19 protein-coding genes are annotated in these 20,032 nt (G+C 70.7%); 3 read left to right on the forward strand and 16 right to left on the reverse strand.

Annotated elements, in window-relative coordinates; all coding sequences use genetic code 11:
• Positions 1-79: 79 nt before the first annotated feature.
• From ACWGDB_RS00990 to ACWGDB_RS01010, 5 genes are all read right to left on the reverse strand, one after another.
• A complete protein-coding gene (locus tag ACWGDB_RS00990) occupies positions 80-1,057 on the reverse strand; it encodes a 2-hydroxyacid dehydrogenase (protein ID WP_453820428.1) in 978 nt (325 codons plus the stop codon).
• A complete protein-coding gene (locus tag ACWGDB_RS00995; RefSeq protein ID WP_453820429.1) occupies positions 1,054-2,223 on the reverse strand; it encodes a lactate 2-monooxygenase in 1,170 nt (389 codons plus the stop codon). The genes ACWGDB_RS00990 and ACWGDB_RS00995 overlap by 4 nt, the downstream gene beginning before the upstream one ends.
• 73 nt (positions 2,224-2,296) lie before the next feature.
• Positions 2,297-2,992 carry an alpha/beta fold hydrolase gene (locus tag ACWGDB_RS01000; RefSeq protein ID WP_453820430.1) on the reverse strand — a complete coding sequence of 232 codons (696 nt, stop codon included), beginning with the start codon at positions 2,990-2,992 and terminating at the stop codon, positions 2,297-2,299.
• Positions 2,989-4,599, reverse strand: coding sequence for a purine-cytosine permease family protein (locus tag ACWGDB_RS01005; protein ID WP_453820431.1), 1,611 nt, complete (start codon positions 4,597-4,599; stop codon positions 2,989-2,991). Before ACWGDB_RS01005 ends, ACWGDB_RS01000 begins: the two co-directional genes overlap by 4 nt.
• Before the next feature lie 200 nt (positions 4,600-4,799).
• Positions 4,800-5,360 (reverse strand): hypothetical protein, encoded by a 561-nt coding sequence (locus ACWGDB_RS01010; RefSeq protein WP_453820432.1) that lies wholly within the window; start codon positions 5,358-5,360, stop codon positions 4,800-4,802.
• A gap of 326 nt (positions 5,361-5,686) precedes the next feature.
• Here ACWGDB_RS01010 and ACWGDB_RS01015 point away from each other — a divergent pair, with 326 nt between their 5' ends.
• Complete coding sequence (locus tag ACWGDB_RS01015) at positions 5,687-6,121, forward strand: protease inhibitor (protein WP_453820433.1); 435 nt, start codon at positions 5,687-5,689, stop codon at positions 6,119-6,121.
• A 200-nt stretch (positions 6,122-6,321) separates the two neighbouring features.
• Here the strand turns inward: ACWGDB_RS01015 and ACWGDB_RS01020 are convergent, their stop codons facing one another.
• The 5 genes from ACWGDB_RS01020 to ACWGDB_RS01040 all read right to left on the reverse strand — a co-directional run bounded on the left by ACWGDB_RS01020 (position 6,322) and on the right by ACWGDB_RS01040 (position 10,028).
• Positions 6,322-6,771: an STAS domain-containing protein gene (locus ACWGDB_RS01020; RefSeq protein ID WP_453820434.1), complete on the reverse strand. Its 450-nt coding sequence runs from the start codon at positions 6,769-6,771 to the stop codon at positions 6,322-6,324.
• Between the two features lie 144 nt (positions 6,772-6,915).
• Entirely contained in the window at positions 6,916-7,122 is a 207-nt protein-coding gene (locus ACWGDB_RS01025; protein WP_453820435.1) for a CDGSH iron-sulfur domain-containing protein, read from the reverse strand.
• Positions 7,103-7,777: a HemK2/MTQ2 family protein methyltransferase gene (locus ACWGDB_RS01030; protein WP_453820436.1), complete on the reverse strand. Its 675-nt coding sequence runs from the start codon at positions 7,775-7,777 to the stop codon at positions 7,103-7,105. The genes ACWGDB_RS01025 and ACWGDB_RS01030 overlap by 20 nt, the downstream gene beginning before the upstream one ends.
• A complete protein-coding gene (locus ACWGDB_RS01035; protein ID WP_453820437.1) occupies positions 7,778-8,812 on the reverse strand; it encodes an iron-containing redox enzyme family protein in 1,035 nt (344 codons plus the stop codon).
• Between the two features lie 208 nt (positions 8,813-9,020).
• A complete protein-coding gene (locus ACWGDB_RS01040) occupies positions 9,021-10,028 on the reverse strand; it encodes a Ppx/GppA phosphatase family protein (protein ID WP_453820438.1) in 1,008 nt (335 codons plus the stop codon).
• A gap of 158 nt (positions 10,029-10,186) precedes the next feature.
• Between ACWGDB_RS01040 and ACWGDB_RS01045 the strand changes: the two genes are divergently transcribed.
• A complete protein-coding gene (locus ACWGDB_RS01045; protein WP_383601571.1) occupies positions 10,187-10,528 on the forward strand; it encodes an ArsR/SmtB family transcription factor in 342 nt (113 codons plus the stop codon).
• A gap of 6 nt (positions 10,529-10,534) precedes the next feature.
• The gene (locus ACWGDB_RS01050) at positions 10,535-11,065 is read left to right on the forward strand and encodes an SRPBCC family protein (RefSeq protein WP_453820439.1); all 531 of its coding nucleotides are present in this window, start codon (positions 10,535-10,537) and stop codon (positions 11,063-11,065) included.
• Positions 11,066-11,071: 6 nt separating this feature from the next.
• On the opposite strand, the gene ACWGDB_RS01055 is transcribed toward ACWGDB_RS01050, so the two are convergent.
• The 6 genes from ACWGDB_RS01055 to ACWGDB_RS01080 form a co-directional block, all read right to left on the reverse strand.
• On the reverse strand, positions 11,072-12,604 hold the full coding sequence (locus ACWGDB_RS01055; protein ID WP_453820440.1) for an alpha/beta fold hydrolase: 1,533 nt from the start codon (positions 12,602-12,604) through the stop codon (positions 11,072-11,074).
• 212 nt (positions 12,605-12,816) lie between these two features.
• Positions 12,817-15,639, reverse strand: a complete 2,823-nt coding sequence (locus ACWGDB_RS01060; RefSeq protein WP_453820441.1) for an NHLP bacteriocin export ABC transporter permease/ATPase subunit — start codon at positions 15,637-15,639, stop codon at positions 12,817-12,819.
• 1 nt (position 15,640) lies between these two features.
• Positions 15,641-17,863 carry an NHLP family bacteriocin export ABC transporter peptidase/permease/ATPase subunit gene (locus tag ACWGDB_RS01065; RefSeq protein ID WP_453820442.1) on the reverse strand — a complete coding sequence of 741 codons (2,223 nt, stop codon included), beginning with the start codon at positions 17,861-17,863 and terminating at the stop codon, positions 15,641-15,643.
• On the reverse strand, positions 17,860-18,666 hold the full coding sequence (locus ACWGDB_RS01070; protein ID WP_453820443.1) for an HlyD family efflux transporter periplasmic adaptor subunit: 807 nt from the start codon (positions 18,664-18,666) through the stop codon (positions 17,860-17,862). Before ACWGDB_RS01070 ends, ACWGDB_RS01065 begins: the two co-directional genes overlap by 4 nt.
• A gap of 142 nt (positions 18,667-18,808) precedes the next feature.
• A complete protein-coding gene (locus ACWGDB_RS01075; protein WP_030052098.1) occupies positions 18,809-19,024 on the reverse strand; it encodes a hypothetical protein in 216 nt (71 codons plus the stop codon).
• A 495-nt stretch (positions 19,025-19,519) separates the two neighbouring features.
• On the reverse strand, positions 19,520-19,933 hold the full coding sequence (locus tag ACWGDB_RS01080; RefSeq protein WP_453820444.1) for a PaaI family thioesterase: 414 nt from the start codon (positions 19,931-19,933) through the stop codon (positions 19,520-19,522).
• Positions 19,934-20,032: the final 99 nt, after the last annotated feature.

Genomic DNA, 20,032 nt, shown 5'->3' on the forward strand with positions numbered 1-20,032 from the left:
CGCACTCAGCAGAGGTGGAGCGGCGCCAGGTCACGCTGCCAAGCGCGAGCCCAGCCCGCCGGGCGCCCGTAAAACCGCCCTAGTTCACGACATCACGCGGTGCCCCGCCCGAGAGGAAGTCCGTCACGTTCTGGACGGCGGCCAGGGCGATGCGGATGAGGGTTTCGCGGGTTACGCCGCCGACGTGCGGGGAGAGCACCACGTTCGGGGCGCGGAGCAGGCGCAGGGCGGGGGTGGGCGGTTCGGGGTCGAAGACGTCGATGCCCGCCCCGGCCACGGCGCCCTTCTCCAGCGCGTCCGCGAGGGCGTCCTGGTCGATCAGGGCGCCTCGCGCGGTGTTGATCACGAACGCCGTCGGCTTGAGGAACGCCAGCCGCTCGGCGTTCAGCAGGAGCCGGGTCTCGTCGGTGAGCGGGGTGTGCAGGGAGACGTAGTCGGAGGTGCCCAGCAGTTCGGCGAGCGGGACATGACGGGCGCCGCCGAACTCGGCCTCCGTCTCCGGCGGCAGCCGGCGCCGTCCGGCATAGACCACGCTCATGTCGAACGCGGCGGCGCGGCGCGCGACTTGCCGGCCGATCTGGCCCAGGCCCACGATGCCGAGCGTCTTGCCGGACAGTTCGGTCAGTGACTGCTGGAGTCGGGGGAGTGCCCAGTCGGCCGCGACGAGCGCGGTGTGGGCGGGAACGATCTGCTTGGCCAGCGCGAGCATGAGGGCGAAGGTCTGCTCGGCCACGTTCTGCGCCTCGGCGCCGCTGGAGCCGATGTTGCACACCCGCACGCCGCGCTCACGCGCCGCCTCCGCATCGACGTAGTCGAAGCCGTGGCTCGCGCACTGCACGAGCTCCAACTCCGGTGCGCCGATGAGGTGTTCGCCGGTCACCGGGGCGAGGGCGGTGATGACGACGTGTGCCGAGCGCAGGGCGGCAGGGTCCTCGTCGGCCGCCTCGACGACGGTGACGTTCGCTCCCTCGGGGAAGAGGGTGGCCAGTCCGGCTCCGATGTCCCGCCCGCCCACGTGGGGCGAGATGACGGCGAGGACGTTCTTCGTGACGGTCATGCGGATTCCTCGATGAGGTCGGCGGGGCCGATCGTGGCGGGGGTGGCGTGCCCGGACAGGGCGAGGGTCAGGTCGAGTTCGGCCAGCAGGCAGCGGATGACGTGCTCGACGCCGGCCTGTCCGTCGAGGCCGAGCCCGTACACATACGGGCGTCCGACGAGCACCGCTCGCGCGCCGAGCGCGAGGGCCTTGAAGATGTCGTCGCCGGTGCGCACGCCGCTGTCGAACAGCACGGTCAGCCGGTCACCGACCGCCTCCACCACCCGGGGGAGAGCGTCGGCCGCCGCTACGGAGCCGGCAACCTGGCGGCCGCCGTGGTTGGAGACGACGACGCCGTCCATTCCGGCGTCGGCGGCCGCACGGGCGTCGTCCGGGTGCACCACGCCCTTCAGGACGATCGGGCCGTCCCAGTTCTCCCGCAGGAACGCCAGGTCCGGCCAGGTCTTCGCGGGGTCCGAGAACATGCCGACGAAGTGCATGACGGCCGCGTTCGGATCCTCGTGCACGGGCTTGGCCAGGCCCGCCCGGAAAGCCGGGTCGGAGAAGTAGTTGGCGGTGCCCACGCCGTGCAGGAACGGCAGATACGCCTGGTCGAGATCGCGCGGTCGCCACGCCAGCATCGGTGTGTCCAGGGTGACGATCAGGGCGGTGAACCCGGCCGTCTTCGCCCGGTTCAGGAAACTCCGGGCCACCTCCGGGTCCTTCGGCCAGTACAGCTGGAACCAGCGCTCGGCATCCCCCATCGCTTCCGCGACCTGTTCCATGGGAGTGCTGGACGCCGAGGACAGGGTGAACGGCACGCCCTGCGCGGCGGCGGCCCGCGCGGCCGCGCACTCCGCGTCCGGGTGCATGATCGACAGCACTCCCACCGGCGCCAGGGCCAGCGGGGCGGGCAGGGCGCGGCCCAACACCTCCACGGACAGGTCCCGTTCGTGGACGTCCCGCAGCATGCGTGGCACTATCCGGCGCCGCCGCAGCGCCTCCCGGTTGGCGCGGGCGGTGCTGCCGTCGCCCGCGCTGCCCGCCACATAGCCGACGGGACCGGGACCGAGGCGCTGCTCGGTCAGCTCCTCCAGCCGGGTCAGATCGGTGGGCAGCCGGGGTACGACCCCCGTCATGCCGTTCAGATAGATCTCGTACTGGAAGTCCGCCCAGTGCTTGCCCATGCGTAGGCCCCGCCTCTCGTCACTGAGAACGCGCTGTACGCCGACCATACCGACCGGTAGGCGGGGGAGTGGATCAGGGGCTCGCCACCGACTCGTGCAGGATGCGTGCCAGTTCGCGTGGCTGGGAGAACATCGGCCAGTGGCCGGTGTCCAGGGTCACGAGTTCCCAGCGGTCGCCCTTGAGGAGTTCGGCGGCGGCGGGCATCGGCTCGTCGCCGTCGAGCAGGCACTTGATGTAGAGGCCCGGAAGCTCACTCAGCGGGCGTGGCATGTCCGCCGGTTCGGTCAGCGTGGCACCCGGGTGCGGGGTGGCGCCGTCGACGATGCGGGCGATCTGCTCGTCCGTCATCCCCTGGCCCGCGAAGTCGGCCGCTGCGAGCGGCGGCCAGACGCCGCCGTTGTCCTCGATCGCCGCCCGCACTTCGTCGCTCAGCCAGCCCGACAGGAACGACTCCCCGTCGACCGCGGCATTGGCGTCGACCAGCACCACGCGCCTCAGCCGGTCACCGATTCGCTCGGCCGCCTGTCCGACCGGAATGCCGCCATAGCTGTGCCCGACGAGGACGACGTCCCGCAGGTCGAGGCGCTCGACCTCCGCCACGATGTCCTGGACGTGGGTCTGCTGCCCGGCGGCAACACCTTGCTTCTCGGCGAGTCCGGACAGCGTCAGCGGATGGACGTCGTGCCCGGCGGCGCGCAGTTCGCCCGCCACCTCGTCCCACGCCCACGCCCCGAGCCACGTCCCTGCCACCAGTACGAAGTTGGTCATGCTCGCAACGTAGCGGACGGGTCCGACAACGGCTCCTCGTCGCCCTTCGCGCCGGGCCCGGTGATCGGCGGTACGGCCACCTCGACCGTCCGGGCCAGCCGCGCCCCCTGGGGTCCGTACACCGCCCTCGGCTCGGGGAACACCCGCAGCAGTGCCAGGAACAGTACGGCCGCGACGACCAGCGACAACGGCAGGCTGATGTCCACCCCGCCCGCGAGATCGCCCAGCGGGCCGACGAACTGGCCCGGAATGTTGGTGAACAGCACGCCGAGCAGCGCCGCCACCCACCAGGCGGTCATGCCCCGCCAGTTCCAGCCGTGCGCGAACCAGTAACGGCCACCGCGCTGACGGCGGTTGAAGACCTGCAGGGCGTCCGGGTCGTACCAGCCGCGTCGGGTCCAGTAGCCCAGCATCATCACGACCATCCACGGCGTGGTGCAGGTGATGATCATGGTGGCGAAGGTCGAGATCGACTGCACCAGGTCGAGGCCGAACCGCCCGACGAAGATGAACCCGATCGACAGCGCGCCGACCAGCAGCGTCGCCTGCACCCGTGAGAGCCGCGGAAACACCGAGGAGAAGTCGAGGCCGGTCCCGTACAGCGCGGTGGTGCCCGTCGCCATGCCGCCGATCAGCGCCAGCAGACACACCGGCAGGAAGTACCAGCCGGGCGAGATCGCCAGCAGTCCGCCCACGAAGTCGGGCGCCGCCGGATCGACGTACTCCGGAACCTTGGCGGCGATGATGCTCGCGGTCGCCAGGCCGAACAGGAACGGCAGCAGCGTCGCGATCTGCGACAGGAACGCGGCACCGATCACCTTGCGGCGCGGGGTGCTCGCCGGGATGTAGCGCGACCAGTCACCGAGGAACGCCCCGAAGGAGACGGGGTTGGACAGCACGATCAGAGCCGCGCCGATGAAGGACGGCCAGAACAGCGACTGGGTCGCCGCGTCCGCGGAGGCCGTGAAGACGCCCGTGTACGACGGGTCGAAGTCACCGGCGAACGCGACCATGCCGAGCAGGAACAGCACGCTCGCCGCGGGCACGGCGACCTTGTTGACGAACAGCATGAAGCGGAACCCGTACACGCACACCGCCAGAACCAGCCCCGCGAACAGGGCGTACGCGACGACGTACGACAGGTTGCCGCGCGGCAGGCCGAAGAGCCGGTGCGCGCCGCCGACCAGGGCGTCGCCCGAACTCCACACGGAGATGGAGAAGAACGCCACGGCTGTCAGCAGGGACAGGAACGAGCCGACCACGCGGCCGTGCACACCGAGATGCGCGGAGGACGAGACGGCGTTGTTGGTGCCGTTGACCGGTCCGAACACGGCCATGGGGCACAGGATCAGCGCACCCGCGACGACCCCGAGGAGGGTGGCCGCGAGGCCCTGCCAGAAGGAGAGGCCGAACAGGATCGGGAAGGCGCCCAGGACACAGGTGGAGAAGGTGTTGGCGCCGCCGAAGGCGAGGCGGAACAGGTCCAGCGGGGAGGCGCTGCGTTCGGTGTCGGGGATGCGGTCGACGCCGTGGGTCTCGACCTCGGTCAAGGAGGGAGAGGGGGCGGGGCGTTGGGCCGGTGAGGCCGCTGGGAACTGTGGGGACAAGGGAGGGCTCCAGCGTGGGCGGGGCGGTGGAGCGCGTTGTGGCGCGGCGGGCCGACGGCCGGTGCCTGCCGCTGCCGCTGGGATGTGCGGGCAGCGCGGATGCCGTCCTCTCGGGGTCTGCAGACGGTAAGGCGGTCCGCGGGAACCGCACCAGAGGACGGTTCATCCATCTTCGGTGCCGTGAGTGGACGAATCCTCCATCAGTTGCCGTCCTTGGGAGCCTCCTCCGTGTCGGTGTCAGGTGCGTCCGGCCCCTGTGCCCGCACCCGTTGGACGTTCTCCAGGGACTCGCGCAGTTCGGTGAGCCAGTCGTCCGTGTGCCGCTGGACGAGGCGTACGCACCAGGCGAGGGCGTCGCTGCGGCTGCGGGCGACCCCGCCGGCGATCAGGGTGTCGAGGACCTGGCGCTCGGGCTGCCGGAGCCGGGTCATCACGGGGGCGGCGATGTGCGTGAACATGGCGCGCCGGCCGTCGCACTCCACGCCCCAGGAAACCTTTCTGCGGAATCGGTGCTCCGCCTCGCGGGCCACCTCGATCCGGGTCTCCCGGGTGCGCTCCCGGAACTCCTGGATCCGGCCCTCCACGGCGGCCTCCCGCTCGGCGGCCGAGCTGCCCTCAGCCAGCTGAGGTGCGGGGATGCGGCCGATCACGGTGATCTCCTCGCGGTCGACCGTGACCTCGGCCGGTTCCTCGAAGAGGTCGTCCGGCAGGCGGCCGGCGAACCAGCCGCCCAGCTTCTCTCGTTGTTCGCTCGTAATCATGTAATCACGATTACTCGGCTCGGTCGTGAACGCAAGGGGCGTCGGGGTGTGTCAGCCGAGGGCTCAACCGGAATGTTTCAGGCCTATTAATGAGCGTGCTGGATCCGGCCACTTGGCGACTTGGAACGATCAAGAGCCGCCAGGTTTCGGCGTTGGAACGTTCGAACTCCGTTACTTCACGCCACTGTTTCAATACGCAAGGTTACTGAAACCCGTGGTGTCGATGTGAGTTTCGGCGCCGGACTCGGCAGACTCCCGCTCGTCGCTCCGACACCGATCGCGTCGGAGTCGACACACCCTGTTACTCAAGCGGAAGGATGCACACAATGCGGAACACCGCGCGCTGGGCAGCGACCCTCGCTCTCACGGCCACCGCCGTCTGCGGACCCCTCACCGGATCCGCCCTGGCTGCCCCGGACCCTGCGCCCGCCTCCCTGTACGCCCCGTCGGCCCTGGTGCTCACCCTGGCCCACGGTGACGACCCCACCATGACGACGCCGGTGCGTGCCGTCACTCTGAGCTGCGCCCCGACCTCCTCCGGGACGCATCCCGACGCCTCCTCGGCGTGCGGTGAACTGCGAAGTGTGGGCGGGAACTTCGATGCCCTCGGGAGTAGAGACGGGGTGCTGTGTACCAAGCAGTACGACCCCGTGGTCGTCACGGTCGACGGGGTCTGGCAGGGCCAGCGCGTCTCCTATCAGCGCACCTTCGCCAACGAGTGCGTGAAGAGCTCCTACGGGACGAGTCTCTTCGCGTTCTAGGGACCGGGATCGCACGGCCTCGTGCAGTTCGGCAGCGGCTCGCGGATTGGGGAGTGCGAGCCCTGCCGAGGAGGCCCCGGCGATCTCGCACCGGGGGTCGGCCGGGCGGAGTGGGGCCGCCCGGTCGGCACCTCGGTTCATCGCCGATCAGCCCGACTTCCCGGGGGACACGGGTCACCGTTGCCGTGGGGGCATACGGATCACCCGTCTTCCCCGGGGACCCCCTCCTGCCCGAGGATCCCCTCGTCCGTGGGGATCCCGGGCAGGAGCGCGAACCGGTCCAGCAGGCCCGCGCCGCGCAACAGCCGCCGTATGCGCGGCGTGTCGGAAACGACCCGCAGGCGCCCGCCGCGGAACCTGGCGCGCGTTTCGGCCCGGCACAGGACGTGCAGTCCCGAGCAGTCGAAGAAGTCGACCCGCCGCAGGTCGACCAGCACATCCGACTCCGGTCGCGCCGTTGCCGCGTCCAGGTGCTCGGTGACCAGCGCCGCCGTCGCCAGATCGATCTCACCCGTCACCTCGATCACGGTGAACGGGCCGTGTCTGCGGGTGCGGGCATGGGTGTTCGCCGGGGGCGGCACGAACCGGGACGAGTCCGCGGCCAGGCCCTCGGTCGGATGGGGGGCGCGGTCGTCGGCGTCCGGCGTCATGTCCGCTCCACCTCTGCAAGGGGCGCATTGGTCAGGGTTTTTACCCGGGGCCGAGCGTGAGCATCCCTGCGGCGTCGCGCGCAAGACGTGGTTCACTCGACGTGCTGAATTTCTTCCACAACGGTTGACTTCGCGGGGGCGGACTCAGCGCTCCCGGGCCCGATCGCGATGGCTGGTGTCGCACCACGGGTAGCGTCGGCTGCGCCGGCAGGTGCACAGGGCCACGCGGAAGCGGTCGGAGGAGACGACCGTGCCGTCCTCCAGCTCCACCTCGACCGGGCCCTCCACCAGCACAGGGCCCTGGCGCTGGACCTTGATCCGGCACGGTTCGTCAGACCGGGAGTTCGGCACGGACGACCACCAGCTCTTCCCTCTGTTCCGGGGCGGACAGCAGGCCGTGCTGTCGCAGCCAGTCCGCCCGGGTGCGCAGCACCGGGCCGAACGGGATGATGCGACGCCGGGTCACGGATGCCTTCAACCCGGACTCGCGCAGAAACGACACGGTCTGTCCCGGGCCGCTGAGCGTCGAGTGCACGACAAGGAGGACCCCGCCGGGACGCAACAGGGCGGGCGCCTCCAGGCAGATGCGGTCGAGGACGAGCCGGCCGTCCCGGCCCGCATCCCAGGCCCGCGCCGCACCCTGCGGCGCTCGACCCGTGTCGGGTGCGGGGACATACGGCGGGTTGGCCAGGATGAGGTCGAAGGACTGTCCCCGCACGGGCGTGAAGAGGTTGCCGTGCAGGATGCGGACATGGAGCCGGGCCAGCCAGGCGTTCAGCTGTGCCGTGCAGACCGCCCGCCACGACACGTCCACCGCGGTCACCCGCGTCCCGCGTCGCGCGGCCTCGATCGCCAGCGCGCCCGAACCGGTCCCCACGTCCAGGACGTCCGCGCCGTCCGGCAGCGGCTCGTCGAGCAGGGCGTCGACGAGCAGGTCGGTGTCTTCCTGAGGGGTGTACACACCCGGCGGCACCAGTGGTTTCACGGCGTCCGGGTACCCCGGCATTTAGGAAATAAGGGGAATTCCGGATCGCTGGTGGTGATCGTGGAGCGACGAGCGCCCCGCCCGCCAGGCGCTCAGCAGCCGCTCGGCGAGGCGGTCCTCCAGATAGCCGGTGACGTCGATGCCGAAGGCGACGTCGGGGGCGAGGTGTGGCTCCTCGGCGAGCAGACCCGCGATGACGTCCTGGCGGACGACCTGTTCGTGCACCGCGTCCGCCTCGACATGCTCGTCGTAGAAGTGCTCGGCGGCGGGCCCGGCGCCCGTGCGGCGCATCGCCTCAGCCAGCCGCCGGGAGGCCGGCGACGAGGTGATCTCCACGGCCGCGAAATGACCGACGAGCGCGCCGCGCAGCGCCCGGTGCAGTCCGAGCAGGGACATCAGGTTGACCGTGGCCAGGGCTTCCGCGGTCGCCTCGTCGAGATACCGGCCGTACGCCGTGTCCAGGCCGAGGTCCGTCATCAGGTCGGCGAAGAGGCGTGCGTGGACACGGTCGGGGCGACCGCCGCCGAACTCGTCGAACTCCACCGCCGCCATGCCCGCCTTCGCCCTGCCCCACAGCCGGGGCAGCACCCAGGCGTGCGGGTCCGCCTCCTTGAGGTGGTACAGCGAGCGCTGGGCCGCGTATTCGCGCACGTGCCACAACTCGCCCTCGGCGCAGAGGTAGTGGCTGACGCCGGCGCCGTCGACGGGTTCGACCAGGAGGTCGGCCAGAGCGTCCTCGACGCTGTCGTGGGCGGGGGCGTCCGCGCGCAGGGCGGTCAGGAAGCGGTGCTCCAGCGCCGCGCGGACACGCAGCAGCTCGGGGTCCCACTCGTGGTCCTCGGGTACGCCGGCGAAACCGCGGTAGTGCAGCTCGTAGCAGAGGTAGAGGGCCAGCTGGAGGTCGTCGCCGTAGACGTCCGTGCGCGCGACGTCCAGGCGCCGGGGCGGTGGCCCGGCACCTCGCAGATACCGCTCCACGGCGGCGGAGACGCTGCCCCGCGCGGACGGCAGCCGGGGGCCCTCGCCGCCGCCTGCCCTACGGACGTCGTGTGCCATGGCGGCCGAGTACCCGTTGGGTGCGCGGCCACCCGTGCGACCAGCTGTCCGAGTAGGCAGGTCGAGCAGCGGGCGGGGCCCGGACCGGTCACTCGCCCTCGGACTCCTCCCGGGCCCGTCGGTTCGGGGTGACGGCCTCGCCGCGGCGGCGGTCCTCGGCGGACTCCCGGGTGCGGTGGGCACCGGAGTCTCCTCATCCTCGTCGCACTCAGCTGGTCGCCGGCGCGATCCGTAGGGGCACCGGGTCGGCGGGGGCGTCCTCCTCGCCGAGGCGGGCGACCTCCGCCCACCAGGACGCGCCGTCCTCGATGTGCCGCAGCATGATTCCCTCGCGGATCGCCCACGGGCAGACCGTGACCGCCCTGAGGCCGGTCAGCTTCATCGCCGTGTGCGCCACCACCGCGCCTGCCAGGCTCTGTTCGGCGCGTGGCGCGGAGATGCCGGGGAGCAGGGCGCGTTCGGTGGTGGGCAGTGCGGCCAGCCGGCCGACGGCCTCGCGCAGCGCGGAGCGCTCCAACCTCCGTTCCACGAACGGCCCGTGGCGCCCGGGTGCCGCTCCGCACAGCCGGCCCAGTTGCTGGAACGTACGCGAGGTGACCGCCGCCGTGCGCGGCCCCTCCCAGCGGATCCGGGCCGCGACGTCCCGCAGCTGATGGCGGACCTTGCGGCGCAAGTCCCGTACCTGTGCCGCCGCCGGCGGGTCCTCGCCGGCGAAGAACTCATGGGTCAGCCGGGCCGCGCCGAGCGGCAGCGACGCCACGAAGTCGGGCAACCGCCCGCGTCCGAAGGCCACTTCGAGCGAGCCGCCGCCGATGTCCAGCAGCGCGAGCGGTCCCGACCGCCAACCCATCCACCGTCGCGCCCCGAGGAACGTGAGCTCGGCCTCCAGCTCGCCGGGCAGCGTGCACAGGCTCACCCCGGTCCGCGTCCGCACGGTACGCAGTACCTCCTGGCGGTTCGGGGAGGCACGCACCACAGCGGTCGCGAAGGCCAAGGGTGCGCTCGCGCCCCATCTGTGCGCAGTGCGGTTCGCCGCCGCGACGGCGTCGACCAACCGCTCGACGCATTCCTCGGGGACCACTTCCCCGGGCCTGACCTGCTCCGACAGCCTCAGCCGCCACTTGGCGGTGTGCACCGGCAGCGGCACCCCGTCCGCGGCGTCGGCCACTACCAGCCGCACCGTCTTCGACCCCACGTCCACCACGCTGATTCGCATGACTGCGCACGTACCCGTTTCCCCGTGCCGGCAACGGACTCAGCCACTGTGCGCCGTCGCCACGACCCGAGCGCCGCGCTCCCGGGCCGGCGTGGATCACCGTCGCCCGAGTGGCGTATTCCTTGACTGGAATATAACCGTCGAGGCATATTGGATCCATGGCCGACGTCTCGCTCTGGACCGCCCTCGCCGATCCGCACCGGCGGGCCATCGTCGCGCTCCTCCTGGAGCGGCCCCGGCCCGTCGGCGAGATCGTGGAGGCATCCGGGCTCAGCCAGCCGAGCACCTCCAAGCATCTGAAAGTGCTGAGGGAGGCGGGCCTGGTGCAGGTCAGGCAGGACGCGCAGCGCCGCGTCTACGCCCTGGACCCCGCGCCCATCGCCGAACTCGACGCCTGGCTGGACCCGTACCGAAGGCTCTGGAACACCAGCCTGGACAGGCTGGGCCGCCGCCTCGACGAGACGTCGGCCGGCCCCGAGGAACCCACCGCGAAGGACTGATCCACCATGACCGCCGACCTCACCGGCAACTACCTGACCCTGGACGACGGCCGCCCGGCCGTCCGCTTCAGCCGTACCTACGACCATCCCGTCGAGCGCGTCTGGCAGTTCGTGACCGACGCCGACGAACTCGCGCACTGGTTCCCCTCCCGCGCCGAGATCGAGCTGCGCCCGGGCGGAACCATCAAGTTCAGCGGCGATCCGAACCTGGAGGACTCCACGGCCAGGGTGATCGCCGTCGACGAGCCCCGGCACCTGTCCTTCGAGTGGGGCGGCGACGAGGTGCACTTCGACCTGGAGGCACTGGAGGAGGGGCGAACCCGTTTCACGCTCACCAACGTCCTGGTCGCCGAGAACACCGCCGCCCGCAACGGCGCCGGATGGGAGGTCTGCCTGGCCGCCCTCGACGCGCACGCGCGCGGGGAGCGTTTCGACGGGCCGCACGCCGGGGCCGAAGCGCCCTGGAAGGAGTTCTACGACGGCTATGTGGCCGCGGGCCTCCCCTCCGGCGCCCCGGTGCCGGGGTTGGACGTCTGAGCGCGATCAGTTCGTCGCGGCAGGCGCGCAACTGCTCCCGGGGCTCGGGATTCTCAGCTCCGTGAGGTAGTCGTCCACTGCGTCACGTGTGCAGTCACTGCGGCCGTAGACACTGTGTCCGGCGCCTTCGTACGGGAGCAGCACGGTCGTCCCGCGGGTCTGACGGTGCACATGGGCCGCCCACGAGAAGTGGTTCGCCGGGTCGTGCCGCGAATGCAGCATGAGGATCCTGGGCGCCTCGGTGATGCGCAGACTGTGCTGCGGGTTGTTCACCTCGTCGGGCCAGCCGATGCAGCCGGCCACCGCGGGATGCACGCGTGGTGAACCGCGCATGTGCGGTGCGGCCCGCACCTCGGCCCGGGTCAGCCTGGCGTACTCCCGGTAGTCCTTCGCGCGGATGCGCCAGTCCTGGCAGAAGACCGCGTAGAAGGGTTCGGCTTCCGTCCGGTCGTCCGCGGCCTGCGAGGTCGACGGCTGGACCTGCCGAGGTTGCGCGGATCGCTGCGGCTCGCTCGGTTCCTGCGCGTCGAGGCCCGCCACATAGGTGGCCAGTTCCTCCCGGTCCGGGCCGTAGAACGTCCTGAAGACGTCGAACGTGATCTCGTGCGCGGTGAGGACCCGGTCCGGACGCTCCGGGTCGCGGATCTCCCCCCGGTCCGCCCGGGCGAGCAGACCGTCCCACACGGCGGTGACGTCACGGCCGTGCAGGGCGCAGGAGCTGGTGCGATCGCACCACTTCACGAACTCCTGGAACGAGTCCTCGGCGGCGGCCGCTGAGGAGACGAGGAAATCCCGGGCGCCGAGGCTGTGGTCGATGTTCGCGGTGAGGGCCATGGAACGGATGCGGTCGCCGTACTCCTCGGCGTACTGCTCGCCGATCAAGGTGCCGTAGGAGTGGCCGAAGTAGTTGATCTTCTTCTCGCCCAGCGACCTGCGCAACGCGTCCATGTCCCGGACGACGCTCAAGGTGTCGGCGTGGTCGAAGAGCGGACCGGTGTGCCGCCTGCAGTCCTCGCGCAACGCGCGGTTGTAGGAGGCGAGTCGGTCGAACTCCGCCTGGTTGCGGGGGTAGACCGACGGCCTTCGGCGCAGTAGGTCGCTGGAGCATTTCACCGGGTGGCTGCGGCCGACGCCCCGCGGGTCGAACCCGACGATGTCGAACCTCTCCCGGATGTCCGAGCTGAAGTGGGACTTGGCGTCGTCCACGGCGAAGTCCACACCCGAAGCGCCCGGTCCACCCGGGTTGACCAGCAGTACACCGACCCGGCGAGCCGGATCGGTGGCCTTGCGGCGGGCCACCGCGAGCTCGAACGTCCCGCCCGACGGACGGGCCCGGTCGACCGGCAGGCGCAGCGTCCCGCATTCCGCGGTGGCGTCCTCGGGACACGGCTTCCAGTCGATGGCCTGCTGCTTCGTCGACCCCGCGCCGGGACGGTCGGCTTGCGCCGCCGCCACGCTCGGCGTCGACGCTCCGGTGAGGGAACCGGCGAGTAATCCGGTGGCGAGCACTCCGGTGAGCCCTCTGATGAGTGGGTGCATGACGTCCCTTCCAAGGGTCCTGCGAACCGATCACGGGAATGCCCGCATGATCGAACGTGGCAGTGATCCACTCGGGGTCACAACCGTTCCGGACCGGAATCAGGGAAGGCACCGGGTCATGGTCGGGGTCGTCTGGGGGAGATGCCTCAAGGGTTGTCGACCGAACCCCTGAGACCGCCCCGGACCTGGTACGGCTCCGCGCAGGCCACGGATCACGCCATCTGGCGCCGCACCAGCTCGTGCAGCCGCCCGTGCGTGTCCGCCAGCAGTTGCGCGGGCGGGCCCTGCTGGGCGACCTTGCCGTCCTCCATCACGATCACGCGGTCGGCGTCCAGCACCGTGGACAGGCGGTGCGCGATGACGATGCGGGTGGCGTTGAGGGCCTTGGTGCTCTCGATGACCGTGCGCTGCGTCTCGTTGTCCAGGGCGCTGGTCGCCTCGTCGAAGAAGAGGATGCGCGGACGGCGGATCAGCGCCTGGGCGATCATCAGGCGCTGCCGCTGCCCACCGGAGATCGCGCCGCTGCCCGACACGATGGTGTGCAGCCCCATCGGCATCCGCTTGATGTCCTGCGCGAGCCCCGCCATCTCGGCCGCCGCCATCGCCTCCTCCGGCGTGTACGGCTCCGTACCGCAGATGACGTCCAGGATCGACCCGGTGAAGGGCTGGGCGTGCTGGAGCACGACCCCGCACTGCCGTCGAACGGCCGACTGGTCGAGCGCCGCCAGGTCCTGGCCGTCGTACAGCACACTGCCCGAGACCGGCTTGTCGAAGCCGATCAGCAGCCTGAGCAGCGTCGACTTGCCGCAACCACTGGGGCCGACGATTGCCACGAACTCGCCCGACCGCACGTCGAAGGAGACGTCGTCGAGGACGAGGGGACCGTCGTCGGAGTACCGGAAGGACAGACGGCGCGCCTCCATCGAACCGGTCAGCGGGCCCGGCCGGGTGCTCGCCGTGCGTACCTCGGGCGTGGCCTCCAGCACCGGCTTGATCTCCTCGAACAGCGGCAACGCGGCCACCGCCGAGACGAACGCGCCGGTCAGCTGGGTGACCGACGTCAGCAGCATCGTCACCGAGGTGCTGAAGGTGAGGAACGCCGCCGCCGACATCGAGCCGCGCGCCGGACCGGCGAGCAGCATGAACATCAGCAGCGTGCACAGCGGCAGATACACCGCACCCAGCACCGTGGTGAGGTTCTTGATCCGCCCCACCTTCTGCTGGAGCTCACGACTGCGCGCGAACCGGTCCGCCCAGGCGGCGTACGCGTAGTTCTCGGCCGCCGCTACCCGCAGCTTCGGCAGCCCGCGCAGCGTCTGGAACGCCTGGTTGTTCAGCTTGTTGCTCAGCACCACCAGCCGCCGCTGCCAGCGCACCTGCCACAGTCCGAGCCCCAGGAACACCGCGGCGATGACGACGAGCATGCCGATCGCCGCCAGCGCCATCGGCACGCTGTACCAGAACAGCAGGGACAGGTTCATCGCGCCCACGGTCACCGACTGGGCGACGACCGGGCCGACCCCGGCCATCAGACGGCGGATCGAGCTGATGCCCATGGCCTGGCTCGCCAGTTCGCCGGTCGAGCGCTCGGTGAAGAACTTCGTCGGCAGGCGCAGCAGCCGGTCCCACAGGGCCGGTTGGAGCGTCGCCTCGATACGGCCCTCCAGACGCAGGATCGTCAGGTTCTGAAGCAGCATGAACGCCGCTGCCACGACACTGCTGATCATCACGGCCAGGCAGAACTGCACGATCAGGTCGGTCTGCGCCTTGGGCACGAACTCGCCGAGCACCTTGCCCGTCGCGATCGGCACCAGCGCGCCGATCGCGACCGTCACCAGGCCGCTGATCATGAGGTTCGTGAGGTCGCCGCCCGTGCCCCGCATGCTGAAGCGCAGCAGCCGCAGCGGGCTCAACGCGCGATCGGGCAGCGGCCGGTAGAACATCACCGCCCGCGGCTCGAACTCCTCCGCGTTGGCCTTCTCGATCGGCGTCTCGCGGCCGGTCGCCGGATGCACGGCGACATAGCCGCTGCGCCGCCACAGCAGCGCCACCGGCGCACCCGACAGCGCCCGGTGACCCACCAGCGGCCCCACGTTGTCCCGCCACCAGTGCCCGTCCAGCCGTACGGCCCGGGTGCGCACGCGCGACGCGATGGCCACGCGCTCGACCGGGTCGAGCCGGTCGCTCTCGGTGCCGCTCTGCGCGGGCTCGGCCAGCGTGATCCCGGCCGCCTGGGCGACCAGCTTGCAGGCCGCGTGACTGGCGTCCGCGTCGGCGGCCGTCGTGCGCTTGTCGCTGCGCTTGCCGATGGACGCCAGCAGCGTCCGGTCGGCCTGGACGCGCACCGCCTCGCCGGCCTTGATGCCCTCCGCCGTGCGCGACTCGTGGGTGCGCTCCAGCTGCTCGATCCAGCGGTCCAGCGTGGTCAGCAGGCGGTACTGCTGGTCGACCATGGACTGCCAGACCGCCGGGTCCATCAGCAGATCGGCGGCGGCCTCGGCACCGTACAGCGAGCCGTACTGCACACTGCCCGGCGGCACCTGCATCCAGAAGACATCGTCGTCGTCCCCCATGCTCGAGGCCGCCCGATCGGTGGCCATGGGCGCCTGGAAGAGGATGGTGAGGCTACGGCCGACGCCGAGTGCGAGGGCGTACTCCAGCGGGCTCGTCTGCGGCGGGACGTACTGCGGGTTGCCGTACTCGTCGTAGGACCAGGTCTGCGTGTTCGCGGGCTGGTACAGCTCGCGCAGCCCGATGCGGTGCACCACGCAGTCCCTGAGCGGGCGGGCCACCAGGGTGTGCTGCGGCCCCGGGACCGGGCCGAGCAGCAGCGAGCCCGCCTCCAGGCGGCCGAGGTGGTGCCAGTGGCCCTGCTGCCCGGCGTCCACCGCGAACAGATCGACGGCGCCGGACGCGACCAGCCACAGCACCTGCGGCCCTTCGAGGTCGAGTCGGTTGTGCCCGGCGCAGTCGATGCGCGTGCCCATCTGCCCGAGCGCGTTGAGAACGAGGTCTCCCTCGTGGACGGAGGTCATCTCACCGCTCCTTGACCAGTGCCGCGTACGCGCCGCCGCGCGCCACCAAGTCCTCGTGCCGGCCGCGTTCCACGATCGTGCCGTGCTCGAGTACGACGATCTCGTCGCTGTCGCGCACGGTGCTGAGCCGGTGCGCGATCACCACACAGGCACAGCCGCGCTTGCGCAGGTTGTCCATCACTACCAGCTCGGTCTCGGCATCGAGCGCGCTGGTCACCTCGTCCAGCACCAGGATGCTCGGCCGCCGCACCAGCGCCCGCGCGATCTCCAGGCGCTGACGCTGCCCGCCGGAGAAGTTGCGGCCGTCCTGCTCCACTCTGCTCTGGATGCCGCCCGGGCGGCGCATCACCACGTCGTACAGCGCCGCGTCGCGCAGGGCGTCCACCACCGCCTCGTCCGGGATCGACGGGTCCCACAGCGCCACGTTGTCGCGGACGGTGCCCTCGAACAGGAAGACCTCCTGGTCGACGAAGGAGACGGAGGCCGCGAGGGCACCACGCGGGATGTCCTCGATGCGCTGGTCGTCGATGCGGATGACGCCCTCCCACGGGGCGTACAGACCCGAGATGAGGCGGGACACCGTGGACTTGCCGCTGCCGGAGCCGCCGACCAGGGCCACCTGCCGGCCGGGGCCGACGGTCAGGTCGAAGCCGGTGAGCAACGGCTTGTCGAGCGGGCTGTAGCCGAAGGAGATGTTCTGCAGCTCGACGTGACCGTGCAGCCGGCGCGTCGAATCGCCCGTGCCGGGGCGGCCGTAGAGCGGGTCCGCCTCGAAGTTCTCCACGTCCTTCAGCCGGGCCACGTCGGCGGCGAAGTCCTGGATGCGGCCCGCGACGCCGTTCAGGCGGGTGATCGGGGCGGTGAAGCGGGTGACCAGGGCCTGGAAGGCGACCAGCAGGCCTACGGATATGCCCCCCTCGATCGCGCGCATGCCGCCGATCCAGAGGATGAGCGCGCTGTTGAGCGTGGCGAGCGTCGGGGCGACCACGCCCAGCCAGGCGCTCGGCACGCCGAGGCGCTGCTGCTCCTCCAGCGTGGTGGCGTGCTGTCCGGCCCACTTGCGGAAGTAGCCGTCCTCGCCGCCGGTCGCCTTCATCGTCTCGATCAGCTGAAGACCGGTGTAGGCGGTGTTGGTGAGCCGGGCGCTGTCCGCGCGCAGCTTCGCCGTACGGGTGGCACGCAGGCGGATCACGACGCGCATGGCGACGACGTTCAGCAGGGCGACGCCGATGCCGACGAAGGTGAGCTGGGGGTCGTAGGTGTAGAGGAGGAGCGCGTACAGGACGACGACCACCGCGTCCACGCCCGCCGCCGCGAGGTCGCGGGCCAGCGTCTCGGACACCGCGTCGTTCGACTGGAGCCGCTGCACCAGGTCGGCCGGGCTGCGCTGGGAGAAGAACGTCACCGGCAGCCGCAGCAGATGACGCAGGAAGCGGGCGCTGGAGAGGGTGGAGGAGATGATCCGGCCGCGCAGCAGGTTCGTCTGTTGCAGCCAGGTCAGCACCACGGTGAGCGCGACACAGGTCCCCATCGACGCGAACAGCACGCCCAGCAGGGAGGTCTGGCCGCCGATGAGGAACATGTCGATGTAGGTGCGGCTCAGCGCGGGCACCGCCGCGCCGACCACCACCAGGAGGAGGCTCGCCAGCACCGCGGCGGGCATCGTGCCCGCGGTGCCGCGCAGCCGGGCCGGCATCGCGCCGAGCACGCCCGGCTTGCGCCCGCCCTTGGCGAAGTCCTCGCCGGGTTCCATGACCAGGACGACGCCGGTGAAGCTGCCGTCGAAGTCCTCCATGGGCACGAAGCGGCGGCCCTTGGCGGGGTCGTTGATGTAGACGCCCCGGCGGCCGAAGCGGCGGCCCATGCCGTCGTAGACGACGTAGTGGTTGAACTCCCAGAACAGGACGGCCGGCGTCTTCACCTCGGCGAGGGCGGCCGTGTCCATCTGCATGCCCTTGGCCGTGAGGCCGTAGCTGCGGGCGGCCTTGAGGAGGTTGCTGGCGCGCGAGCCGTCGCGGGAGACGCCGCACGCTATGCGCAGTTCCTCCAGCGGGACATGGCGGCCGTAGTGGCCCAGCACCATCGCGAGGGAGGCGGCGCCGCACTCCACGGCCTCCATCTGCAGCACGGTGGGTGTGCGGACGGTCTTCGACCTGCCCTTGGGCACGGGGCGCTTCGGCGGCGCCGCGCGGCGCCTGCCGCGCGCCTCCTGTGCGGCGCTCACGGCAGCAGCCAATCGACGGGACGCTCGTCGGCCAGCCGGATGGAGGCCTCGGCCATGGTCATGGAGGTGAGGGAGAACGGCGGCCCGTCCGCGGACGACCACTTGTAGCCGCTCTCGGTGCTCGACTTCTCGTCCAGCTTCACCAGTACGGCGACCGGCCTGCCGTCCTTGGTGAACTGCTCGCCGAGCTGGTTGTCCCCGAGGAACGCGGCGATCTGCTGCGCCGACTGCACGGAGCGGTCCACCGACTTCACATGGCCGCGCAGGACGCCGTACTCCTGGGTGGGCACCGACTGGACGGTCAGGTCCACAGCGGCCTTGTCGGGGATGGACGCCGCGTTCTCGGCGGGGACGTACACCGTCGCGTACAGCGGGTCCTCGGTGCGGGCGACCTTCTCCACGGCGGCGACGTTCGCGCCGGTCTGGATGATCTGCCCGATGGTGGCGGCGAGCCCGGTGACCCGGCCCGCGGCGACCGTACGGACGACCGTCTCGCCCTCGGCGGTACGGACCTTCAGTACGGGGGACTTGGCGGGAAGCTGCTGGCCCTGCTTGGCGAGGACCGAGGTGACCTGCCCGGCGACCGGGCTCTGCAGGATGTAGCTGCCCTGCCCGTGGGTGAGGATGGCGGGCGCGCCGACGGTGGAGGCGACCGAGCCGGTCACCGCCCACACGGACGCGGCGGCCATGACGACCACCGTCACGGAGAGGACCAGCCAGCCCTGGGGACGGGCGAAGCGCACCGGAAGGTCGAGCTCCTCCGGTGACTGGAGCTTGGCGAGGGCCTGTTGGCGGAACTGCACGGAACTTTCCCTCACCTGAGGATGAGTGGAGACCGGCGCGCGGGGGCCGGTCGTGATGCGGACGGTGCCCAGTTGTTTTCAGGCACCCAAGAGCCCCGGAGCCGGGGAATGGCTCCGGGACTCAGTGGTATGCAAGGTGCGATCAGAGACCGGCAACCAGGCCCGAGACCGGGGCGGTGTTCAGGCCGGTGACACCCTCCACGGTGCCGACGACCGTGTCGACCAGGCCGGAGACCGGGGCGATGCCGTTGACAGCGTCGAGGGCACCGTTCACGGCGTTGACCTGCAGGCCGCCGGAGACGTTGTCGAGCTCGGCGTCGGAGATCTCGACGGTCGCAACCTGGGGGGTGGAGTTCATGATGGAACTTCCCTTCCTAATGGATATCTCACAAGGGGGAGCGGCCCCCTCTGGGGACAGATGACGGCCGCGACCGCAGGCATCCGGCGCCCGTTTCCGGGAGCCGTACACGACCCCTGCGGTGCGATGGATCAAAGCACGCTGCGGGTACGGGCTTCCAATCAAACTTCGGCCTCACCAGGGCACTTCGATCTCAGCGGCATCGATCGGTGCAGAAGTGCCCACGTCTTGTCGGCGACTTCTTCACATGCGTCACAGCATCGGCTCGGGCGAGCTGTTGCATCGCCTCACAGGGGGGCGGTGAAGGTCGCGGCGAATGCGACACTCCGGCCCCAAGGGGGTGACCGCCGGTAGCGCCCCTGTGCAGAACCTCGGCCCACGGTGACTTGGTTGAGTATTGAATGTGCAGATTCGCTGAAGCATGGATTCCGCTCCACTTTCTCAACTGACCGTTACTGATCGGTAGCGGATCGTGTCAGCTCGTGTCGGCTCGGGTCAGCCCAGAAGCGCGTAGACCGTGCTCGCCCGGGCCGCGATTTCTCCCGACCCCTCGTCGGTCATCGCGACGTCGGCGAACGCCATGCGCCGGCCCAGCTTGGTGACGACCGCTTCGATCAGGACATCCGCACCGATCACGGCGCGCTGAAAGGACGTCGACTGCTGCACCGTCGTCATCGGTACGTACGACCCGCGCGCCACCGACACGGCGATCACGGTGGCGGTGTCGGCGGCGGCCATCAGCGCCTGCCCCGACAGGGCGCCGCCCTCCCGGGCCAGCCCGTCCGACCAGGGCATGCGCAGGATCGCCCGGTGGCCCTCCACCGCCTCGACCGACAGGCCCAAGTCGAGGACCCAGGGGGCGAAGTTGGCGGAGAGGATCTTGTCGGCTTCAGCGGTGGTCATCGTCATATGGGGGATTGTTCCCGCCGCCGGACCGGCAGGTGCGGTCCTTGGCCGATTCCGTGTTGCGAACGCGACGCGCTGAAACGGAATTGAACGCCCCGGGCG

The sequence above is a fragment of the Streptomyces sp. NPDC055013 genome, from assembly GCF_053608645.1.